Source organism: Ruminiclostridium hungatei, assembly GCF_002051585.1.
In the GTDB taxonomy this organism is placed as follows: Bacteria; Bacillota; Clostridia; order Acetivibrionales; family DSM-1351; genus Ruminiclostridium; species Ruminiclostridium hungatei.
In genome coordinates, this window is the sequence record NZ_MZGX01000025.1 from 1 (window position 1) to 19,530 (window position 19,530).

General features: G+C 42.0%; 15 protein-coding genes and 2 pseudogenes. 13 read left to right on the plus strand and 4 right to left on the minus strand.

Annotated elements, in window-relative coordinates; all coding sequences use genetic code 11:
- Positions 1 to 514 (minus strand): annotated as a pseudogene (locus CLHUN_RS16690) (hypothetical protein); the annotation flags it as partial.
- 361 nt (positions 515 to 875) lie between these two features.
- On the opposite strand from CLHUN_RS16690, the pseudogene CLHUN_RS16695 reads away from it, so the two are divergent.
- The 4 genes and pseudogenes from CLHUN_RS16695 to asnS all read left to right on the plus strand — a co-directional run.
- Positions 876 to 1,085: pseudogene (locus CLHUN_RS16695) on the plus strand (transposase); the annotation flags it as partial.
- A 316-nt stretch (positions 1,086 to 1,401) separates the two neighbouring features.
- Positions 1,402 to 1,617 carry a hypothetical protein gene (locus CLHUN_RS16700; protein WP_080065774.1) on the plus strand — a complete coding sequence of 72 codons (216 nt, stop codon included), beginning with the start codon at positions 1,402 to 1,404 and terminating at the stop codon, positions 1,615 to 1,617.
- A 233-nt stretch (positions 1,618 to 1,850) separates the two neighbouring features.
- Positions 1,851 to 2,861: an aspartate--ammonia ligase gene (asnA, locus tag CLHUN_RS16705; protein WP_080065775.1), complete on the plus strand. Its 1,011-nt coding sequence runs from the start codon at positions 1,851 to 1,853 to the stop codon at positions 2,859 to 2,861.
- A 120-nt stretch (positions 2,862 to 2,981) separates the two neighbouring features.
- Positions 2,982 to 4,376: an asparagine--tRNA ligase gene (gene asnS / locus CLHUN_RS16710; protein ID WP_080065776.1), complete on the plus strand. Its 1,395-nt coding sequence runs from the start codon at positions 2,982 to 2,984 to the stop codon at positions 4,374 to 4,376.
- Between the two features lie 116 nt (positions 4,377 to 4,492).
- Here asnS and CLHUN_RS16715 read toward each other — a convergent pair whose 3' ends face one another.
- Complete coding sequence (locus tag CLHUN_RS16715) at positions 4,493 to 5,176, minus strand: DUF4397 domain-containing protein (protein WP_080065777.1); 684 nt, start codon at positions 5,174 to 5,176, stop codon at positions 4,493 to 4,495.
- 258 nt (positions 5,177 to 5,434) lie between these two features.
- Here CLHUN_RS16715 and CLHUN_RS16720 point away from each other — a divergent pair, with 258 nt between their 5' ends.
- Together CLHUN_RS16720 and CLHUN_RS16725 are read left to right on the plus strand one after the other, a co-directional pair.
- Positions 5,435 to 5,932 carry an SEC-C metal-binding domain-containing protein gene (locus tag CLHUN_RS16720; RefSeq protein ID WP_080065778.1) on the plus strand — a complete coding sequence of 166 codons (498 nt, stop codon included), beginning with the start codon at positions 5,435 to 5,437 and terminating at the stop codon, positions 5,930 to 5,932.
- A 286-nt stretch (positions 5,933 to 6,218) separates the two neighbouring features.
- Complete coding sequence (locus CLHUN_RS16725; RefSeq protein ID WP_080065779.1) at positions 6,219 to 7,571, plus strand: citrate/2-methylcitrate synthase; 1,353 nt, start codon at positions 6,219 to 6,221, stop codon at positions 7,569 to 7,571.
- A gap of 92 nt (positions 7,572 to 7,663) precedes the next feature.
- On the opposite strand, the gene CLHUN_RS16730 is transcribed toward CLHUN_RS16725, so the two are convergent.
- Entirely contained in the window at positions 7,664 to 9,037 is a 1,374-nt protein-coding gene (locus tag CLHUN_RS16730; protein WP_080065780.1) for a sodium-dependent transporter, read from the minus strand.
- Between the two features lie 522 nt (positions 9,038 to 9,559).
- Here CLHUN_RS16730 and pyk point away from each other — a divergent pair.
- From pyk to CLHUN_RS16750, 4 genes are all read left to right on the plus strand, one after another.
- On the plus strand, positions 9,560 to 11,302 hold the full coding sequence (gene pyk, locus CLHUN_RS16735) for a pyruvate kinase (RefSeq protein WP_080065781.1): 1,743 nt from the start codon (positions 9,560 to 9,562) through the stop codon (positions 11,300 to 11,302).
- 93 nt (positions 11,303 to 11,395) lie between these two features.
- On the plus strand, positions 11,396 to 13,708 hold the full coding sequence (lon, locus tag CLHUN_RS16740) for an endopeptidase La (RefSeq protein ID WP_080065782.1): 2,313 nt from the start codon (positions 11,396 to 11,398) through the stop codon (positions 13,706 to 13,708).
- A 132-nt stretch (positions 13,709 to 13,840) separates the two neighbouring features.
- Positions 13,841 to 15,241, plus strand: a complete 1,401-nt coding sequence (locus CLHUN_RS16745) for an AI-2E family transporter (protein WP_080065783.1) — start codon at positions 13,841 to 13,843, stop codon at positions 15,239 to 15,241.
- A 46-nt stretch (positions 15,242 to 15,287) separates the two neighbouring features.
- Complete coding sequence (locus CLHUN_RS16750) at positions 15,288 to 16,082, plus strand: PRC-barrel domain-containing protein (protein ID WP_080065784.1); 795 nt, start codon at positions 15,288 to 15,290, stop codon at positions 16,080 to 16,082.
- Between the two features lie 76 nt (positions 16,083 to 16,158).
- Here CLHUN_RS16750 and CLHUN_RS16755 read toward each other — a convergent pair whose 3' ends face one another.
- Positions 16,159 to 16,776 carry an adaptor protein MecA gene (locus CLHUN_RS16755; protein WP_080065785.1) on the minus strand — a complete coding sequence of 206 codons (618 nt, stop codon included), beginning with the start codon at positions 16,774 to 16,776 and terminating at the stop codon, positions 16,159 to 16,161.
- Positions 16,777 to 17,115: 339 nt separating this feature from the next.
- Between CLHUN_RS16755 and CLHUN_RS16760 the strand changes: the two genes are divergently transcribed.
- The 3 genes from CLHUN_RS16760 to CLHUN_RS16770 are packed head-to-tail and all read left to right on the plus strand — an operon-like array spanning position 17,116 to position 19,523.
- Positions 17,116 to 17,712 (plus strand): Maf family protein, encoded by a 597-nt coding sequence (locus CLHUN_RS16760; RefSeq protein ID WP_080065850.1) that lies wholly within the window; start codon positions 17,116 to 17,118, stop codon positions 17,710 to 17,712.
- A gap of 42 nt (positions 17,713 to 17,754) precedes the next feature.
- The gene (gene radC / locus CLHUN_RS16765) at positions 17,755 to 18,444 is read left to right on the plus strand and encodes a RadC family protein (protein ID WP_080065786.1); all 690 of its coding nucleotides are present in this window, start codon (positions 17,755 to 17,757) and stop codon (positions 18,442 to 18,444) included.
- Between the two features lie 56 nt (positions 18,445 to 18,500).
- Positions 18,501 to 19,523, plus strand: coding sequence for a rod shape-determining protein (locus CLHUN_RS16770; protein WP_080065787.1), 1,023 nt, complete (start codon positions 18,501 to 18,503; stop codon positions 19,521 to 19,523).
- The last annotated feature ends 7 nt before the right edge of the window (positions 19,524 to 19,530 follow it).

The following is a 19,530-nucleotide window of genomic DNA, read 5'->3' on the forward strand; positions in this document are numbered from 1 at the left end:
AGAATGCACCAGCCAGTATAACCCCTAAAATGCCGCCTGTCAACACTGTCGCAATTCCCAACGCTGCGATAATGACAACAGCAATAAGAATTTTACCGATTGCTTTCCAATTATCCTTACACCACTCACCAACTGACTTTAAATCATTCCAGCGCTTTTCTAACCAACTCTTTTCACATTCCGGCTTTAAATAATTGTATTTATCGTAAAAATCATCTTTACGCTTTTTTATAATTTCAGCCGCATCACTATCAATGCGAACAACGTCTGATATGAACTCTTCGCTGTTATTGTTAAATGTGTCAAGGGAAGTGATTTTCTGTTCCTGCGTTTGCGAAGACGTTTGTATGGAACTGATGATATCATCCAAATTACATATGCTTTTATTGATTGTTAAGGATTTTGTCTTAAGCGCGGATAATTCAGATTTATAATCGGTTACAGATTTTTTAACGTCTTTGATTAACCCGGGCATCTGGTTGATTTTATTGGCATATAACGCTATGGTCGCCACAATCTCACCTCCTGCTTATATCTGTTCGGGTTTATCTCTTGTCATTTTCCATTTTTTCGGTACCGGAAATTTTATTTATCAACCTGCAATCCAGTTTATCTTTAAAGCTATTATATTGCTAATCAATCCACTTTTTTGTCGGAATTTCTGGTCTTTCTAAATTACTTGACAATTTAGCGGAAGTCTTCCATTCTCCTGGTTCAATTTCTCTTAATGTTGATAATAGTTCCCAGTTATCAACATTATAATTCTTTGTACCATTTTGTCTGGCGGTAAAGCTTTCAGGATATTTAGGAGCATCCTTAACAGAGTTATAAATGTTCTTCGGAGTAAGCAGAGTAAGCAGCGAAGGCTGTGAACCCTCAGAATGAACCGTAGTATTCAGGTTGAAGGCTCATTTGGAGAGCTGAAGCAGAATGTGGGATTTCGTAGATTTTTATGCAAGGGAAAGCAAAATGTCTTGGCAGAAAGTATTCTTTTGGCAATGGCACATAACATAAACAAGCTTCACAACAAAATCCAGGCAGATAGAATTAAAACGCACCTATATCCATTAAAAGAAACAGCATAAATCCCAAAATCCAAAAAAGAAAGTGATTAAAAATGCAGTGGTATTAAATGGCTTATTAAAGTGCGCCTTTTTCATAAAATCAATGATTTTACCCCTATAAAAACTATAGTAAGAACCTATTTATCCAATGAAAAAGGAGCTGCGAACAACTATTTTCAATACCTATTGCGACCAATGTCAATAAGTTAAGAATTAGAAAGAGCAAAGATTTTGCCAGAAGCGATGGATTTTTCGTTTCATCCGTTTACAGAATCTTTTAAAGCACTTCGCAATTATCATGGTTATCGACTGCTTGCGTGCGTGCGATGGTTCAGATTTGGCCATTAACTATAATCCAAAAGATATTATGACTTATCGTAGGCATAATTCTGTAGAAAAAAATGAAAAGGGTTATAATCAACTGCATTTAAATGCTTTGTATGATTTAGAAAATCGTATTTACTTGGATGCCATTATTCAACCAGGGCGCCATCCGAATGAAGCACAGGCTTTGATTGCTCTTATTTGCATGCAAAAAAGCAGTCAAAAATAGAAAAACTATTATTGACTACTTTTCATTTTGATTTTCAAACCAATTGGTTAGCTTAACTTATTGACATTGCTATTGCGACAGCCCCTTTTTTTGTCTTTTGCATATACCCGGCAGTAATTTTATTATAATGTTTTATTTATAAGGAAATATATGATAAAATGATTTCAATAATTTAACTTCTTGCAATTATTTTTGCCTGTTAAAAAAGAAGATACGAATTAAGGAGGGAATATATGAGCGGTAATATTATGCCTGATGGCTATAAATCGGGCCTTGACATTAGAAATACAGAAATTGCCATCAAGCGGTTGAAGGACCATTTTGAAAGTGAACTTTCAAAGGAATTGAAGCTTACAAGAGTTTCGGCACCATTATTTGTGAAGCCTGAATCGGGACTCAATGATAATCTGAACGGTGTGGAGAGACCGGTGGCCTTTGATGTAAAAGGTATTGGCGGTGACACTGTGGAGGTTGTCCACTCTCTGGCCAAGTGGAAGAGAATGGCGTTAAAGCGCTACGGTTTTGCGGCAGGTGAGGGCCTGTATACGGATATGAATGCAATAAGAAGAGATGAAGAGCTTGACAATATGCATTCCGTGTATGTAGACCAGTGGGATTGGGAAAAGATCATACATAAGAGCCAGCGTACCGAAGAGACTCTTAAAAGTACGGTAAGGCAGATTTTTTCGGTGTTTAAGAGAACGGAAGATTATATGGCAGAACTGTATCCAGAACTGAAAAGGTATTTGCCGGAAGAGATATTTTTTGTATCCACCCAGGAGCTTGAAGATATGTATCCCCGGCATACTCCAAAGGAAAGGGAGAGGCTCCTGGCAAAGGAGAAGAAGGCCGTATTCATAATGAAAATCGGAGATACGCTGAAGTCGGGAACAAAACATGACGGAAGGGCACCGGACTATGATGACTGGGCGCTGAACGGAGACATTGTTTTTTATTACCCTGTACTTGACATTGCTTTTGAAGTTTCCTCAATGGGTATAAGGGTTGACGAGGCTTCACTGCTGTCCCAGTTGAAGAAGGCCGGCTGTGAAGACCGTATAAGCCTGCCCTTCCACAAGCAGCTTATAGACAGGGAACTCCCATATACCATAGGGGGAGGAATCGGTCAGTCAAGAATATGCATGTTCTTTCTTGGAAAGGCACATATCGGAGAAGTCCAGGCCTCTGTCTGGAGTGAAGCCATGATAAAAGCATGTTATGAAAATAACATGGAGCTGTTATGATAAATAATATTTATTGAACAAATATTTAACAAAAAATCACGGGAATACTTTAATTTTTATTATTTTTGGCATATTATAAACTATAAGAAATACTCACAAGTCGTTATGAAGGAGTTAAACATGAGCTATTCAGAAATAAGGAAGCTTTTCAGATCGCCACAGGCTTATGTGGGAAAAACCATAACCGTTCCCGGCTGGGTCAAAACTGTACGTGATTCAAAAACCTTTGGCTTTATAGAGCTAAATGATGGTACGTTTTTCAGAAATCTTCAGGTGGTTTTTGAGGAAGGCAGGCTTGAAAATTTCAAGGAGGTTGCAAAACTGACAGTAGGTTCTGCCATTGAGGTGGAAGGCGAATTGCTGGAAACTCCCAATGCAAAACAGCCCTTCGAATTGAAGGCGTCTCGTATAGCTATAGAAAACACGTGCCCTGCTGACTACCAGCTTCAAAAAAAGAGGCACTCGTTTGAGTTTTTAAGAACCATATCGCATTTGAGGCCAAGAACCAATACCTTTTCAGCAGTTTTCAGGGTGAGGTCGCTGGCTGCGTTTGCCATACACAAATTTTTTCAGGAGAGAGGCTTTGTCTATGTGCACACTCCTCTGATTACCGGCAGTGATGCCGAGGGCGCAGGACAGATGTTCAAAGTTACCACCTTTGACATAAATAATCCTCCAAGGCATGAAAACGGTAAAATCGACTACACTCAGGACTTTTTCCAAAAGGAAACCAGCCTGACGGTGAGCGGGCAGCTTACAGGGGAGGCGTATGCACTGGCCTTTAAGAACATATATACCTTCGGCCCCACCTTCAGAGCTGAAAATTCAAATACCGCCCGCCATGCCGCCGAGTTCTGGATGATAGAGCCCGAAATTGCCTTTTCGGACCTGAAGGATGACATGATGCTGGCAGAGGATATGCTCAAATATATCATTAACTATGTCATGGAAAATGCTCCTGAAGAAATGGAATTTTTCAACAGTTTTGTGGACAAAACCTTGCTGGAGCGTCTGAACAATGTTGTGAACTCTGATTTTGCCCACATAACCTATACCCAGGCTATCGAGCTGCTCGGCAAGAACAGGGAGAACTTCGAGTACCCTGTGGAGTGGGGAAGTGATCTGCAGACCGAGCATGAGAGATATTTGACCGAGCAGGTTTTCAAAAAGCCGGTTTTTGTTACCGACTATCCCAAGGAAATTAAAGCTTTTTATATGAGAATAAATGATGACAATAAAACAGTTGCCGCCATGGATCTGCTGGTTCCCGGAGTGGGTGAGATTATCGGCGGAAGCCAGAGGGAAGAACGTCTTGAGGTTCTGGAAAGCAAGATGGAGGCCATGGGGCTTAAAAAAGACGATTACTGGTGGTATCTGGAGCTCAGGAAGTATGGGGGCACCAAGCATGCAGGTTTTGGACTGGGCTTTGAAAGGGCCATAATGTATTTGACAGGCATGTCAAATATCAGGGATGTAATACCCTTTCCCAGAACCACAGGAAGCTGTGAATTTTAAGCAGACAGGTTTTTTACAACCTGGAGCAGGAGCTTTATGGACATATAAAAAAAGAACATTTTCAGAATGTTCTTTTTTTGTACGATAAAGGTTGCTTTCACGGCTTTATACACCCGCTAAAAATCCCGAAGATAAGTTGTTCCGTCAAGAGGAATATACACCTCCAGAGAAGAAGGCACCTGCCCGAACATCCCGACGGCATAGAAGCTTATATTCCTTCTGGGCAACAGCCGCACATTTGGAAGGTTTGCCACTATACCGGGAGTTCCTGTGGGCGTGACTATGAGGTTGTACCTGCCCGGCAGCAGGGGCCTGTAATTGCTGACTTCGGTATAGCTTATGTCTGAAAAGAGTTCCATCCCTCCGCGCAGGGACAGGCTTAAGCCGGGGGCGTTGGGAGACAGATTTATAAATCTTATGTTGGTTCTTCCCTGACTCACCGGTTCATAAACATCCTCCACAGGCAATATCCCTATTCTCGGTAAAAGGCCGATTACTGAGAGGGTATACACCTTTTCGGCTCCCAGCGGGATATTCACCCGCAATATGGGGGAGGCATGCAGGCCCACTGGAAAGGCCTCTATGGCATAAGTGCCCGCATCTACGGTAATATAGTCCGTAAACTGTCCAAATGCAAGCCTGCGGGCTATAATCCTGCCGTTTGCATAGATATCCACTTCAGGAGCGCCGGGAGCTGCATGAAAAACCCTGATATGTGATTTGCCCGGGAGCTGTCTTTCATCCGTGTAATCATCATAATCACTGTAATCATCGGTATAATAAAAGCTTTCAGTTGTCATACTAACACCACCATAACTGAAAAATAATAAAAATTGTTACTCTATTTTAATATATGCAAAATGCGGAGAAAGGGTTAACATAAAAGTCGGGCGCTGTCAAATGGCACAGGCAGGCCGCATTTTAACGCACTTGCGGCTCACTTGTACCTATGATATAATACCAAAGGATTAAACAGCCGCAGGTGTCTCTTCATAACATCTGATGTATGTGGAATGCTGCGGGCAATACTTTGATTTTAATGAAAAGGAGTAATTGTTATGACATTGAATGACAGGTGGAGAGAGATTGCAGACAAGGAAAGAACTCCACAAGAAAATGAAGCCTTTTGGAAGGATTATTTTTTAAAGGAAAAAGACAACTATGCTTATATATTGGCAAATAATCTGAAAAACATAAAAGGTCAGTTATCGGAAGTTGCAGGCTCCTTTAATATGGATTCTGTCACTTTCATCGGCTTTCTGGATGGTATAAACACCAGTCTGGTTGAAGAGACAGACCTGGACACCCTTGAAGAGACCAGCATCATAGATATCGAAATAGACTATGAAAAGCTCTATTTCAATATGCTGGATGCCAAAGCCGACTGGCTTTACAATTTGACCGAGTGGGACAACATACTTCCTGAAGAAAGAAGAAAAGAAATAGCCAAGGAGTTCAGAATATCCAGAATGGCTGTAAGCAACAAGGTGGGAAGAAATGACCCCTGCCCTTGTGGAAGCGGAAAGAAATACAAGAAATGCTGCGGTAAGGAGTAAAAAAGCTCCGGCGCTTATAAAAAGATATCAATTGTGAATACTGCCGGCAAACAGGCTTCAAAAGGGGCCTGTTTGCCGGCAGTTTGACTTTGTGCCTCCATCTGAGGGTGTAGTGCTTACGGTGAAGGGAAATAATTGCAGGCGGGAAAGGGCAGGAAAGAATGATGATTTTTTAACAAATAGAACTTGCAATACCTATAGAAATATTATACAATTGGGGTAGTTTTCCAGTGAGATATGAAAGACTTGGATAGGCATATTTCACGCGAAATGTTTGGAGGGTGTTATGGAAAAAAGACTGAATGCTTATGTGGAAAAAATGGTAGGCGCTGTTGACGATGTCAACAAAATCAATCCGGAATATTTCAGCAAGTATAACGTAAAAAAGGGCCTTAGAAACAGTGACGGCTCGGGGGTTCTGGTGGGGCTTACCGAAATAGGCGAGGTTCACGGCTATGTTCTTTATGAGGGAGAAAGAAAGGAAGACGAAGGCAGGCTTATATACAGGGGTATAGATGTGGTTGACCTGGTGAGGGGCTTCCAGCAGGAGCAGAGATTCGGTTTTGAAGAAGTCTGCTATTTGCTTTTATTCGGAAAACTGCCAAATAAGGCGCAGATTGATGAGTTTACATCACTTCTGGGGGATATGAGAACCCTTCCTAACGGTTTCACCGAAGATATGATTCTCAAGGCGCCCAGCTCGGACATAATGAACAAGCTGGCCAGAAGCGTGCTGGTATCATATTCCTATGACAATGATCCCGACAGCATTGAAGCAAAGAATCTGCTGAGGCAGAGCATAGAATTGATTGCCCGCTTTCCGACCATGGCCGCTTACGGTTTTCAGGCAAAGTCCCACTATTACGGAGGACAGAGTCTTTACATTCACATGCCAAGACCGGATTTGTCAACAGCGGAAAACATACTGCACATGATAAGACCGGATAATAAATATACAAGGACAGAAGCTGAGATTCTGGACCTGGCACTGGTGCTCCATGCGGAACATGGCGGCGGAAACAATTCAACCTTTGCAGCCAGGGTTGTTTCCTCTACGGAAACCGATACATACTCGGCGATTGCCGCGGCGGTAGGTTCCCTGAAGGGGCCCAAGCATGGCGGCGCAAATATAAAGGCCATGCAGATGCTTGAAGATATCAAGGAAAATGTGTCTGACTGGGGTGACGATGAAGAGGTAAAGGCATATCTGACCAGAATGATGAACCGGGAAGTGTTTGATAGGGCCGGACTTATATATGGTCTGGGCCATGCGGTGTATACCCTGTCTGATCCGAGAACCATACTTTTGAAGGAAAAGGCCCATAATCTTGCAATTGAAAAGGGAAGAGAAAAGGAATTTCTCTTGTATGATGCAGTTGAAAGAATCGGACCGGAGGTATTCTCCCGTAAAAAAGGCACTTCAAAAAATATTTGTGCAAATGTGGATCTTTATTCCGGGTTTGTATATAATGCGCTGGGAATTCCCACAGAACTGTTTACACCGCTGTTTGCGGTTGCAAGAATAGTGGGCTGGTGTGCCCATAGAATTGAAGAGGTTGTTTGTATGCAGAAGATTATCCGGCCCGCCTACAAGAGCATTACAATGCCTCAGCCCTTTGTTCATCTGGAAGAAAGGTAAATCAGGCCGAAGGGCATCTTTGAAAAATGAAAATTCTGCTGAATATAAGGCCGGACCATATGCCGGCTTATATTCAATAAACAGCTCACCACTCATATTATTCCAACCATGCTCAGGAATACGATTACCAGCAAAAGTGGAGTAATGTACCTCAGCAGGAACAAATAGATTTTAATCAGACCCCGGTTATTCAAGGCACCATAGTTCGAAAGCTCATCCCTTACCACCTGCCTGTGCTGGAAGTAGCCTACAAACAATACAATCAGCAGGCCGCCCAGAGGCAGCAGGATATTGGAGGAAACGCTGTCAAAGAAATTAAAGAAAGTATTCCCGAATAGCTTTACATTGCTCAGCAGGCTTACATTATTTGCGGAGAGTGCGGCTGGAAAGCCGAAAAGCATTACCACAACCGCAGTTATGATTACGGCCTTCCTTCTGGGAATCTTCTTCTCTTCGGATATAAAGGTGATGACTACCTCAAAAATAGACATCATTGCGGTGGTGGCTGCAATAGCGGTGAGAATGAAGAAAAGCACCACCAGCAATCCGCCCAGGGGTATTTTTGAAAAAACCAGAGGGATTGTCATAAATAATAACCCGGGACCTTGTTCAGGTTTCAGACCAAAGGAAAATACCGCAGGAAAAATAGCCAGGCCTGCCAGCAGGGACACAATCGTATCCGACAGAGCTACCTTTCCGGAGGTTGCAAACATATTGTTGTCCTGTGTAAAATAGCTTCCGTAAGTTATGATGGTTCCCATGCCAAGCGAAAGCTTGAAAAATGAAAGCCCCAGCGCCATAAGCACTATTTCTTTTGTAACCATGGAAAAGTCCACCTTGAACAGGAACCTTATGCCATCCATGGCTCCGGGCAGCGACAACGCCCTGATATCACAAATTATTATCAGTATAAGCAAGACCGGCATCAGCAGCTTTGTAATTCTTTCAATACCTTTCTTGACTCCGAAGAGCAAAATGGTGGAAACCACGACGATTGCCACAATCTGCCATATAATAGGCGGAAGGGGCCCTGTAACGGTCTTGCCGAAAATATCCCCCATTCTCTCCATGGATGCACCGCCAAACTGTCCTGCAATTGCCTTGAAGATATAAGAGTAAACCCAGCCTGCCACAGCACTGTAAAAGAACAGTATGAAAAAGGCCGATAGGATGCCCATGTACCCGATAATTTTCCAGAACCTTCTGCCGGTGAGTGCTTTGATTGCTCCAATGGCGTTTTTTCTGGTTTTTCTTCCGATGAACATTTCACTTATCATTACCGGCAAGGCAACAAATACAACACATAAAAAATAAATGATAAGGAAAGCACCGCCTCCGTATTTGCCGGTCAGGTACGGAAATTTCCAAATGTTGCCCAGGCCCACCGTAGAGCTCAGAGTAGCAAAAAATACTGCCAGACCGGTGGAGAACCGTTCCCTTTCAGACGAGTTTTTTCGATCCTTCATATTAACCTCCATAGATTCAGTAAGGATTTGCCAATGTGTTTCATAAAGTCAATTACGTTGAAACCTTGCCTTTAAGGTATTTTGTTTTAAAGGCTTCAACGGATTGGGTTGCAAACTTACAACAAAAACTGCACAACCTCTGAATTCAATGATAATATTTTAAACATACCAGGCGATTATAATACTGCCCCATTTCCTCTGACCACATCCAAATGTTGACATAAAACCGGATAAAATTGGAGAGATATAATTTTACCATCACCTGAGATTAAAAGAAACAAAAAAGACAAAATAACAGATTAAATATTAAAATACAGGGTATAACAAGATTAAAAGAAGGAAATTCAGAATATATGTAGTAGACAATCTGTTAAAAATAAAATATCATATTAGATGTTTTCAAATAAAACTTTACTGCTTCGCAATTTAATCTTCAAAATATTAGCAATGGCGCATATGGGAGATTTCAAATTATAGATTACAACACACTACTACTAATATTGCTTTTGGAGGGCTTGATTTATGAGAAGAACGAAAATTATATGTACCCTGGGACCTGCGTCGGATAACGAAGAGACGTTAAGAAATATGATGCTGAGCGGTATGAATGTAGCCAGAATGAATTTTTCACACGGTAATCACGAACAGCATAGAAAAAGGGCTGATTTGTTTAAGAAAATAAGAAGTGAATTGGGTTTGCCGATACCTTTGCTGCTTGACACCAAAGGTCCTGAAATAAGAACCGGAGATTTTAAGGACGGACAGGTTACTCTGAAGGAAAACAATGAATTCATTCTTGTAAATAAAGATATTATAGGCGATGAAACCCGTTGTTCCATAACCTATAAGGAATTGTACAGGGATGTTTCCAATGGCAGCAGGATACTGATTAACGACGGTCTGGTGGAACTTGAGGTAAGAGAGGTAAGAAACAAGGACATCTATTGTGTGGTAAAAAACGGAGGCTCGGTGGGAGATCATAAGGGGATTAATGTTCCGGGTGCCGACATAAGACTTCCTGCATTGACTGCCCAGGATATATCGGATATTAAATTTGGTATTGAAAATGATTTTGATATAATTGCCGCATCCTTTGTGAGAAAAGCCACCGACGTGATAGAAATAAGAAAAGTGCTGGAAAAGAACGGCGGAAGCGATATTCTTGTTATTGCAAAAATTGAGAACAGGGAAGGTATTAGGAATTTTGATGAAATATTAAAGGTATCGGACGGCATAATGGTGGCAAGAGGCGACCTTGGAGTTGAAATACCCGTTGAGGAAGTACCTATTGTTCAGAAGAACATTATTGAAAAATGCTACAGGAACGGAAAGCCTGTCATAACGGCTACGCAAATGCTGGATTCCATGATAAGGAACCCCAGACCTACAAGAGCCGAGGCAAGTGACGTTGCAAACGCCATATATGACGGAACCAGCGGCGTAATGCTTTCAGGGGAAACTGCGGCAGGTAAATACCCTCTGGAGACTATTGCGGTTATGTCAAAAATTGCTGAAAAAGCCGAAAGTGCCATGGATTACTGGAAGCGCTTTACTTCCCAGCAGACTGAAATCAATACCAGCGTTACAAACGCCATCAGTCATGCGACTTGTACCACAGCCCTTGATTTGAAGGCTTCCGCCATAATAACCGTCACACAGTCAGGTCATACCGCCAGGATGATTTCAAGATTCCGTCCGGCATGCCCTATCATTGCCACAACCGTAAATCCAAAAGTAATGAGACAGCTCAATCTTTCCTGGGGGGTGCTGCCTTACCTGGTTCCGGTTGCAAATACTACGGACGAAATGTTCGACATGGGTATTGAAAAGGCGCTGGAATCCGGACTTGTGAAAAATGGAGAACTTGCTGTAATCACCGCGGGAGTGCCTGCCGGAATCAGCGGAACTACAAATACATTGAAAGTTCATATTGTGGGAAAAGTATTGGTACAGGGCACGGGAATAGGTGAAGTAGCCGTAACAGGAGAACTGTGCGTGGCGCAGTCCCCAAAGGAGGCCCTGGATAAATTCACCGACGGAAACATATTGGTTGCGCCTTTTACAAATAATGAAATGCTACCTGTTATTAAGAGAGCGTCTGCAATTATTGTAGAAGAGGCAGGCCAGGCGTGTCATGCGGCAACAGTAGGGCTGGCTCTTGATATTCCTGTAATCGTGGGCGCCGACAACGCTACCAGGATATTGAAGACCGGTTCTGTTGTAACTGTTGACGCCGAAAGAGGACTTGTATTGAGATGTGATTAATGGTGGAAAAAAGTAAAAAAATGGTATATTATTATAAAGTCACTAAAATAAAATACCAGATGATAAATAATTTTGGTAAATGAGAGGATAGATATGGCTAAAACATTACCGCTGTTGCCTTTAAGGGGTTTGACAGTATTTCCTTTTATGACCCTGTATTTTGATGTAGGAAGAGAAAAATCAATTAAGGCACTGGAAGAGGCAATGATTAATGATCAAATGATTTTTCTCGTTGCACAGAAGGATGCATCAACTGACTCACCGGGTGAGGGAGATATATTCAACATCGGAACAATATCCAAGGTCAAGCAGTTGCTCAAGCTTCAGGGAGATACCATCAGAGTACTTGTAGAGGGTATAAGCAGGGCAGAAGTAAAAAATATCATACAAAGGGAACCTTTTTTCATTGCGGAGGTAGTTGAAGGGCATATGGAAGAGGAGAGCTTTGAGCCAAATGAGGTTGAAGCGCTTAAAAGACGCCTGGTTTCGGTGTTTGAGGACTATGTCAAGCTGAGTGGGAAGGTTTCTCCCGACACAGCCCTGACTGTTTCCGAAATAGAAAACATCAGTCAGGTATCCGACATTATCGCAAACAATATTCCTCTGAAGGTTGAACAAAAGCAGGAGATTCTGTCCGAGTTCCATCCCCTGAGAAGAATTGAAAGACTATTGAAAATCATATATCAGGAAACGGAAATACTGGAAATTGAAAAGGATATAAATACCAAGGTAAGAAAGCAGATTGACAAGGTTCAGAAGGAATATTACCTTAGGGAACAGATAAAGGCTATTCAAAACGAGCTTGGAGACCGGGACGGTGTAAGCGGAGAGGTTGAGGAGTACAAGGCCAGGCTGGAAAAGGCAGGCTTGCCGGAAGAAGCCGAAAAGAAGGTTCTCAAGGAATTGGACAGGTTGCTCAAGATGCCGTCAGGATCTGCCGAAGGCAGTGTCATAAGGACGTATGTGGACTGGATATTTGATCTTCCCTGGAATAAATCCACACAGGAGGATATTGATCTGGCAAAGGCTGAAGAGATTCTTGAACAGGATCACTATGGGCTTGCAAAGGTCAAGGAGCGTATAATTGAATACCTTGCGGTGCATAAGCTTAAAAACAATCTCCGGGGACCTATCCTTTGTCTTGTGGGACCTCCGGGTGTGGGAAAGACTTCAATTGCAAAATCCATTGCCAAGGCCCTCAACAGAAATTATGTAAGGATATCCCTTGGAGGAGTAAAGGATGAATCGGAAATACGAGGCCACAGGCGTACCTATGTTGGCTCCATGCCGGGAAGAATAATTTCCGCGCTTAAACAGGCGGGTTCCAATAATCCTTTGATACTCCTTGATGAAATAGATAAAATGAGCAGCGATTTCAGAGGGGACCCGGCTTCTGCAATGCTTGAGGTGCTGGATGCGGAGCAGAATTTTGCTTTCAGGGATCATTACCTTGAGCTGCCCTTCAACCTCTCAAATGCATTGTTCCTGACCACAGCCAACAGCCTTGAGACCATTCCGCGTCCGCTGCTTGACAGGATGGAGGTTATCCCTCTCTCCAGCTATACCGAAGAGGATAAGGCAAACATTGCCATGAAATACCTTCTTCCAAAGCAGATAGAACTCAACGGCCTTACCCGGAAAAACCTGAAAATTGATGAGGAAACTATAAGAGATATCATCAATTTTTATACCAGGGAAGCCGGTGTGAGAAATCTGGAAAGAGAAATAGGGTCTGTCTGCAGAAAGGTTGCAAAGACCATAGTATCTGAAAATAAACGTGTGGTTACTGTTACAAAGAGCAATCTTGAAAAGTACCTGGGCATTAAAAAGTACCGCTTTGATTTTGCAAATGAAAAGGACCAGGTGGGAATTGCTACAGGTCTTGCATGGACTCCTGTGGGCGGGGATACCTTATCCATAGAGGTCAACCTTATGAATGGAAACGGAAAGCTTGAGCTCACCGGGCATCTGGGGGATGTAATGAAGGAGTCCGCAAGGGCCGCCATGAGTTACATCAGGTCTGAGTGCAAGGATTTGAAAATAGATGAGAGCTTTTATGAAAAAAAGGATATACACATACATGTTCCCGAAGGTGCCATACCGAAAGATGGGCCGTCTGCGGGAATTACCCTGGCAACCGCCATGGTTTCCGCACTGTCGGGTATCCCGGTCAGCAGGAAAGTTGCCATGACGGGTGAAATAACCTTGAGAGGAAGAGTCCTGCCTATCGGAGGGCTGAAGGAGAAAGTCCTGGCCGCTCACAGGGCCGGAATTGAAACAATAATACTGCCTGTTGACAATAAGAAGGATATTGATGAAATACCCGAGAATGTAAGAGCTTCCTTAAAGTTTATCTGTGCCTCGGACATGAAAACCGTCCTGAAAAATGCATTGGTAAAAGCATAGTTATTCATATGGATTTTTAGATTTACCGGCTCATCAAAGGTGCTTTGTCAGAAGACACTTTTGGTGAGCCCTTTTAAATAAAATAAAATTTAAATAACCTGGCATTTCCAATTTAAAATAGCAGGAATTTTGTTGATTTATATCGAATATAAACTATTAGTCCAAAAAAGGCTTTTTGCCAAACAAAAGATAAAAATCAGAATACTGGAGGGTTTTATGTCCTACTATGGGATTTCGGTTATCATCACTATTTTATTAACTTCATTGATTGCCTTCTATTTACTCTACAAGGCAAAAGAATTGAATCTTGGCATCCTGATTTCCATAACTACTGGTTCCATAGTTTTGGGTTTCTCCTTCAGTCCCGCTTTTAAATTGCTATTGAGACTATTAAGTGAAAGTATCAGTATAAACAGGAAACTGGCACTTGTTCTGGCACTGTTTATAGTTTTGTTCGTATTTCTGATTTTTATATGTGTCTTAAGTCTCATCATATCAATTGCCATACCTAAGAAATTTTCCTCCATTGACTGCGGCATATATATTGAAAAATTCTTTGCCGCCACAAGACATTTTATTACTGGAATTCCCGCAAGACTTCGCGTCTTTGCCTCAAAAGGCCTTACACCATTGATAAATACTGTAAGAAATACATATATTCTTAAAAATAAGTTGAAAAAACCAGTTGACACTGTTCAAATAATTGATAAAATGGGAATAGAAAAAAGTGAAAATGGTATTAGTCCGCAACCTTCTTCTGATTTGACAGGTATTTCTGAAGAAATGGAAACTGCCGGGTATGTGGCAGCGGCTGTTCAGATTGAAGCTGAGCAGGCTGTTCCCGTATTTGAAGAGGTTGAAGCTCCTTATGACCGGGAAGCTGATGACAAAGTTGATATGGATCAGGTCATTGCAGCCCAAGCTGAAAATGAGATGTACCTCCAAGAAGATAACTCAGACCTTGAGGAGGAGATACGTCAGGAAAATGAGACTGCACAGGTTGAGGACAGCATGGGCGTTCCTGAAGAGCCCTCAGAGCCTGTCGAGATGATGGATGACAATACCTGGGAAGACCTGGAGGACTCCGAAGACCTGATTGGGGAAATCGGCCTGCGGGAAAGCGAGGATGTGGAGCTGCCTCAGAATGAGGCTGCTGTTGATGTGGAAGCATATGCAGCCATTGAGGTTGAAAATGCAGAAGCTGCCGATGCTGATGATTACAATGCAGTACAGTTCGTATCCCACGACGAGCTTGCCGGGGAAACAGAGACTTCTGCCGGGTCTCTTGTAATGAAAGCTTTTGAAAGCAAGGACAAGGGCAGAAAGGACACCGCAGTGGAATATTACCTTAAGGCTCTTGAACAGAAGCCTGACAGGGAGATGATATTCTGGATAGTGCTGGATGTATGTACGCTCTATAAGCAGTTGGGACGAATGGAATTGGCACGGAACATACTTGAAGGAATGGTTGAAAAATATGGAACCATCATTCAACCTGAAATAAAAGAGGAAATTATAAAAAACCTGAAATAAATACTTTGCAAGAAAGATTTTTGGGAATTTGAGGGGGTACTTTTTAATGAAAAAGACGAAGGAAATAGTAGGCTTACCTATAATCAGCATATCTGACGGTATTGAAGTCGGCAAGGTTAAAACGGTTATAATCAATGCTGAAAAGGGTGCTATTGATTATGTAGTAGTTGATAGCGGTATTCAAATACTGAGTGCCAAGGTTATACCTACTGAATATGTACTGGGAATTGGTGAATACGCGTTGACGATCGAGAATGAGGATGCCATAAATGACATCAGTAAAATCCCGGCTGCTATTGATCTTCTTCAGAAAAACATCCAGGTTAAGGGAACAAAGGTACTAACCAAGAAAGGCCGTCTGCTTGGCGAAATCGGAGATATATATATTGACGAGGAAGACAATTGCAACATTATAGGCCTTGAGTACATTGCAGATATTACTCAAAAGAATATCAGGATTATACCAAGAGACAGTATCATAACATTTGGAAAAAATCTGGTGGTCGTTAAGGAGGATGTGGAATCCAGGCTTTTGGACAGAGCTGCGGACCTGGCTTCTTCAGAGGAAACTGGAGAATCGGAAAAAAAAAATTCTGAAGTTCCAACTTTAAGCGACATTATTAACAGTACCCCTGCCGAAGATGAAATACAGCCCGGCGCCGTTTCGGATATGATGGAGCTGAAGCACCGTGAATACCTTAACGGTAAGGTTGCCACCAAAACCATATTTGATAATGAAGGAAATACATTGATTGAAGAAAATACAGTTATTGACGACGTGGTTTTTGATATTGCGAAGACCAACGGTAAGGTAATTGAGCTGGTTATGAATAACAGATAAATAAAATTCAGGGCTTTCTCATTTGAGAAAGCCCTGAATGCTGGTTATAGGCTTATTATATTATGTTTGCAGTTATCTAGAAATAAGTATTTAAAGTCTCTATGGCATTGTCCTGTATTATCTTATCACCGTATTCATTCAGATAACCTTCAAAAAATCCAGGATTTCCAACTAATACCGAGTACTCGCACATTATCACATCAAGAGCCTGGGAATTTGCTGTACTGCCGCTTAACAGGAGGTAGTAGCTGTCCCGGTATCTGAACAGTGTGCTTTCTCCCTGATAAACCGGCGTTATACGTCGGGCCAGTCTGCATACATCATCAATACTGTCAAAGCAGTATATCTTTATTGCCGAACAAACCTTGCTCCTTCTTTTCTTTTGCTTTAACTCCGAGTTTTTGTATTTGCTCTTTATATATTTCTGAATAGACTCAAATTCCCCATCTATATCCACCTTGGTGATTGTGACAACAAAGCCGTCTTCGTTTTCGGGAGATGCTTCAAATATGAGTTGGGATTCACCCGAAGCAAAGCCATATTCCTCTTCCGCCTTCTCCATCATGTCCCAGAAAAGTTCCTGAGCAGCAGGCGAATTATAATTCAAAGAGCCTAAATCAATATTTCTTTCTTCAAGATCATTCAAGGTTATAGTGACCCGCAATACATTCTCATTAATTTTTTCAATTCTCATATAATCACCAACTCCCTTCAATGCATTTGAACCATACTATAATCAGCGGATTTATATATAGTTTTACTATATTATACTTCTAAAAACTTGAATTGAGAAGTGATATTTATTAATATTATTCATAATAGAAAATGTAATTTTTAAGAGAATGTCCATATTCTGTATCTATTGTGGAAGCAATTATATATATTGCTAAATAAAATAATTTAATTTACAAATAATATATTTTGATGGGGAAACCAGCTTTTTATTTGAAAAATCATCTATAAAAATATATAATAAATATGGTGCGTTTGTCGCCTGGAGTAAATAAGACAAAAACAAATGAATGGTGAAAGCATGGTAAAATTTATATTGGCCTCAGCGTCTCCGCGAAGGCAGCAGTTACTGACACAAATGGGACTTGTATTTGAGGTGTCGCCTTCCAAGGTTGAAGAAGTAATGGATTGGAGTCTTGAGTCCCATCAGGTCGCCACGGCTCTGGCAAAACAGAAATGCATTGATATTGCTACTCAGACAAGGTACAACAGTATTGTGATCGGAGCTGATACTATCGTAGTAAAGGAAGACAGGCTTCTCGGAAAGCCCAAGGATGAGAAGGAAGCTCTTGAGATGCTTAACAGCCTCAATGGCCAATGGCATGAAGTTGTCACGGGAGTTTGTCTTTGCAGAACTGACGATATGAAAACCATTTCAGAATTTGAAGTAACACGGGTTAAAATAGCAAATAAATCCCAGGAATTTCTCAAGGCTTATATTTCTACAAAGGAGCCCTTCGATAAAGCCGGCGCGTATGGTATACAGGGGTTTGGCTCTCTGCTGGTGGAAAAGATTGAAGGAGACTATTTTAATGTAATGGGGCTGCCGATTTACAGGTTATCCCGCATGCTTGGGCAATTGGGTTACGATATTGATTTAAGTGCTCTTGCCAGGTAAAAGTATTCACAGTGACAAACAGGCTGGAAGATGGAGTGTAGTATGGAAAGACTGAAAATAAAAGAACTTCCCGTGGGGGACAGACCTTATGAAAGGCTTGAGGCTGCCGGTGCGGAGCATTTATCCAATGCCGAGCTGCTGGCAGTTATAATTAAGACCGGAACAAAGTCATACACTGCTGTGGAATTAGCCCAGCAAGTATTGAGGCTGTCTCATGACGGACGGATATCGTCTTTAAATAACCTATCCATCCAGCAGCTTAAGAAGATAAAGGGAATAGGCAGGGTAAAGGCTATTCAGATAAAAGCTGCCCTGGAGCTTTCCAAAAGAGTTGCAACAAGTGATGGCGCAATCCGTCATACAATAAGAAATGCTAATGATGCAAATAATCTCCTTATGGAAGAAATGAGATACCTGAGGAAGGAAGTATTTAAGACAATACTGTTGGACACCAAAAACCAGGTAATCAAAATCGTTGATATCTCCATAGGAAGTCTTAATTCATCCATTGTTCATCCCAGAGAGGTTTTCAGTGAGGCAGTCAAGTGCGGAAGCAACAGTGTGATTTTTGTTCATAACCATCCCAGCGGTGACCCGGCCCCCAGCCCCGAGGATCTGCAAACCACACAGAGACTTGTGGAGGCGGGCAATATACTGGGGATAAAGGTATTGGACCATATAATAGTCGGGGACGGAAGATTCATCAGCTTTAAAGAAAGAGATTTTTTATAATTTGTCATATATTATTTACAAAACAGCGTGAAGGGCACGCGGATAGGAGCTTAAAAATGAGTTTGTTTGCAAAAGATATCGGAATAGATTTGGGAACAGCAAATACATTGGTGCACGTAAAGGGAAAGGGAATAGTTGTAAGAGAGCCTTCGGTTGTTGCTGTTAACATTAAAAATAACGAGGTTCTGGCAGTTGGTGAGGCGGCGAAGGAAATGATCGGCCGTACGCCTGGAAACATTGTGGCTATAAGACCTATGAAGGACGGCGTTATTGCCGATTTTGACATAACGCAGAGCATGATTAAGTATTTTATAAGAAAGGCCATGTCAAATGGTGTTTTCAATAAGCCCAGAGTTGTCATATGCGTACCCTCAGGTGTAACCGAGGTGGAAAAGAGGGCTGTTGAAGATGCGACACTCCAGGCGGGAGCAAAGGAGGCCTATTTGATTGAAGAGCCCATGGCGGCGGCTATAGGTGCGGAATTGCCGGTTGAAGAGCCTTCAGGAAGCATGGTTGTGGACATTGGAGGTGGAACCAGCGAGGTTGCTGTTATTTCACTGGGAGGAATAGTTACCAGCAAGTCCTTGAGAGTTGCCGGAGATGAACTTGACGAGGCCATAGTCCATTATATAAAAAAGGAATACAGCCTGATGATAGGCGAAAGATCTGCAGAAGAAATCAAAGTGACCATTGGAGGAGCTTTTCCAAAGACCAAGGAAGTAAAAATGAATATACGAGGAAGAGATTTGATAACAGGTCTCCCTAAGAATATAGAAATAACCTCTTCGGAAATAAATGAAGCTTTGAAAGAGCCTGTTAATTCCATAATAGATTCCATAAAATATACCCTTGAGAAGACACCTCCCGAGCTGGCAGCCGACATAATGGACAGAGGTATTATGCTCACAGGCGGCGGCGCGCTTTTGGATGGTCTGGATAAATTGATAATGCAGGAAACCGGAATGCCCGTTTCCATAGCAGAGAGGCCTCTGGATTGTGTGGTATTGGGCACAGGCAAGGTGCTGGACGAGATAGAAACCCTTAAAAAGGTATTGCTTTCACCAAAAAGGTTGAGGTAATCTTGTG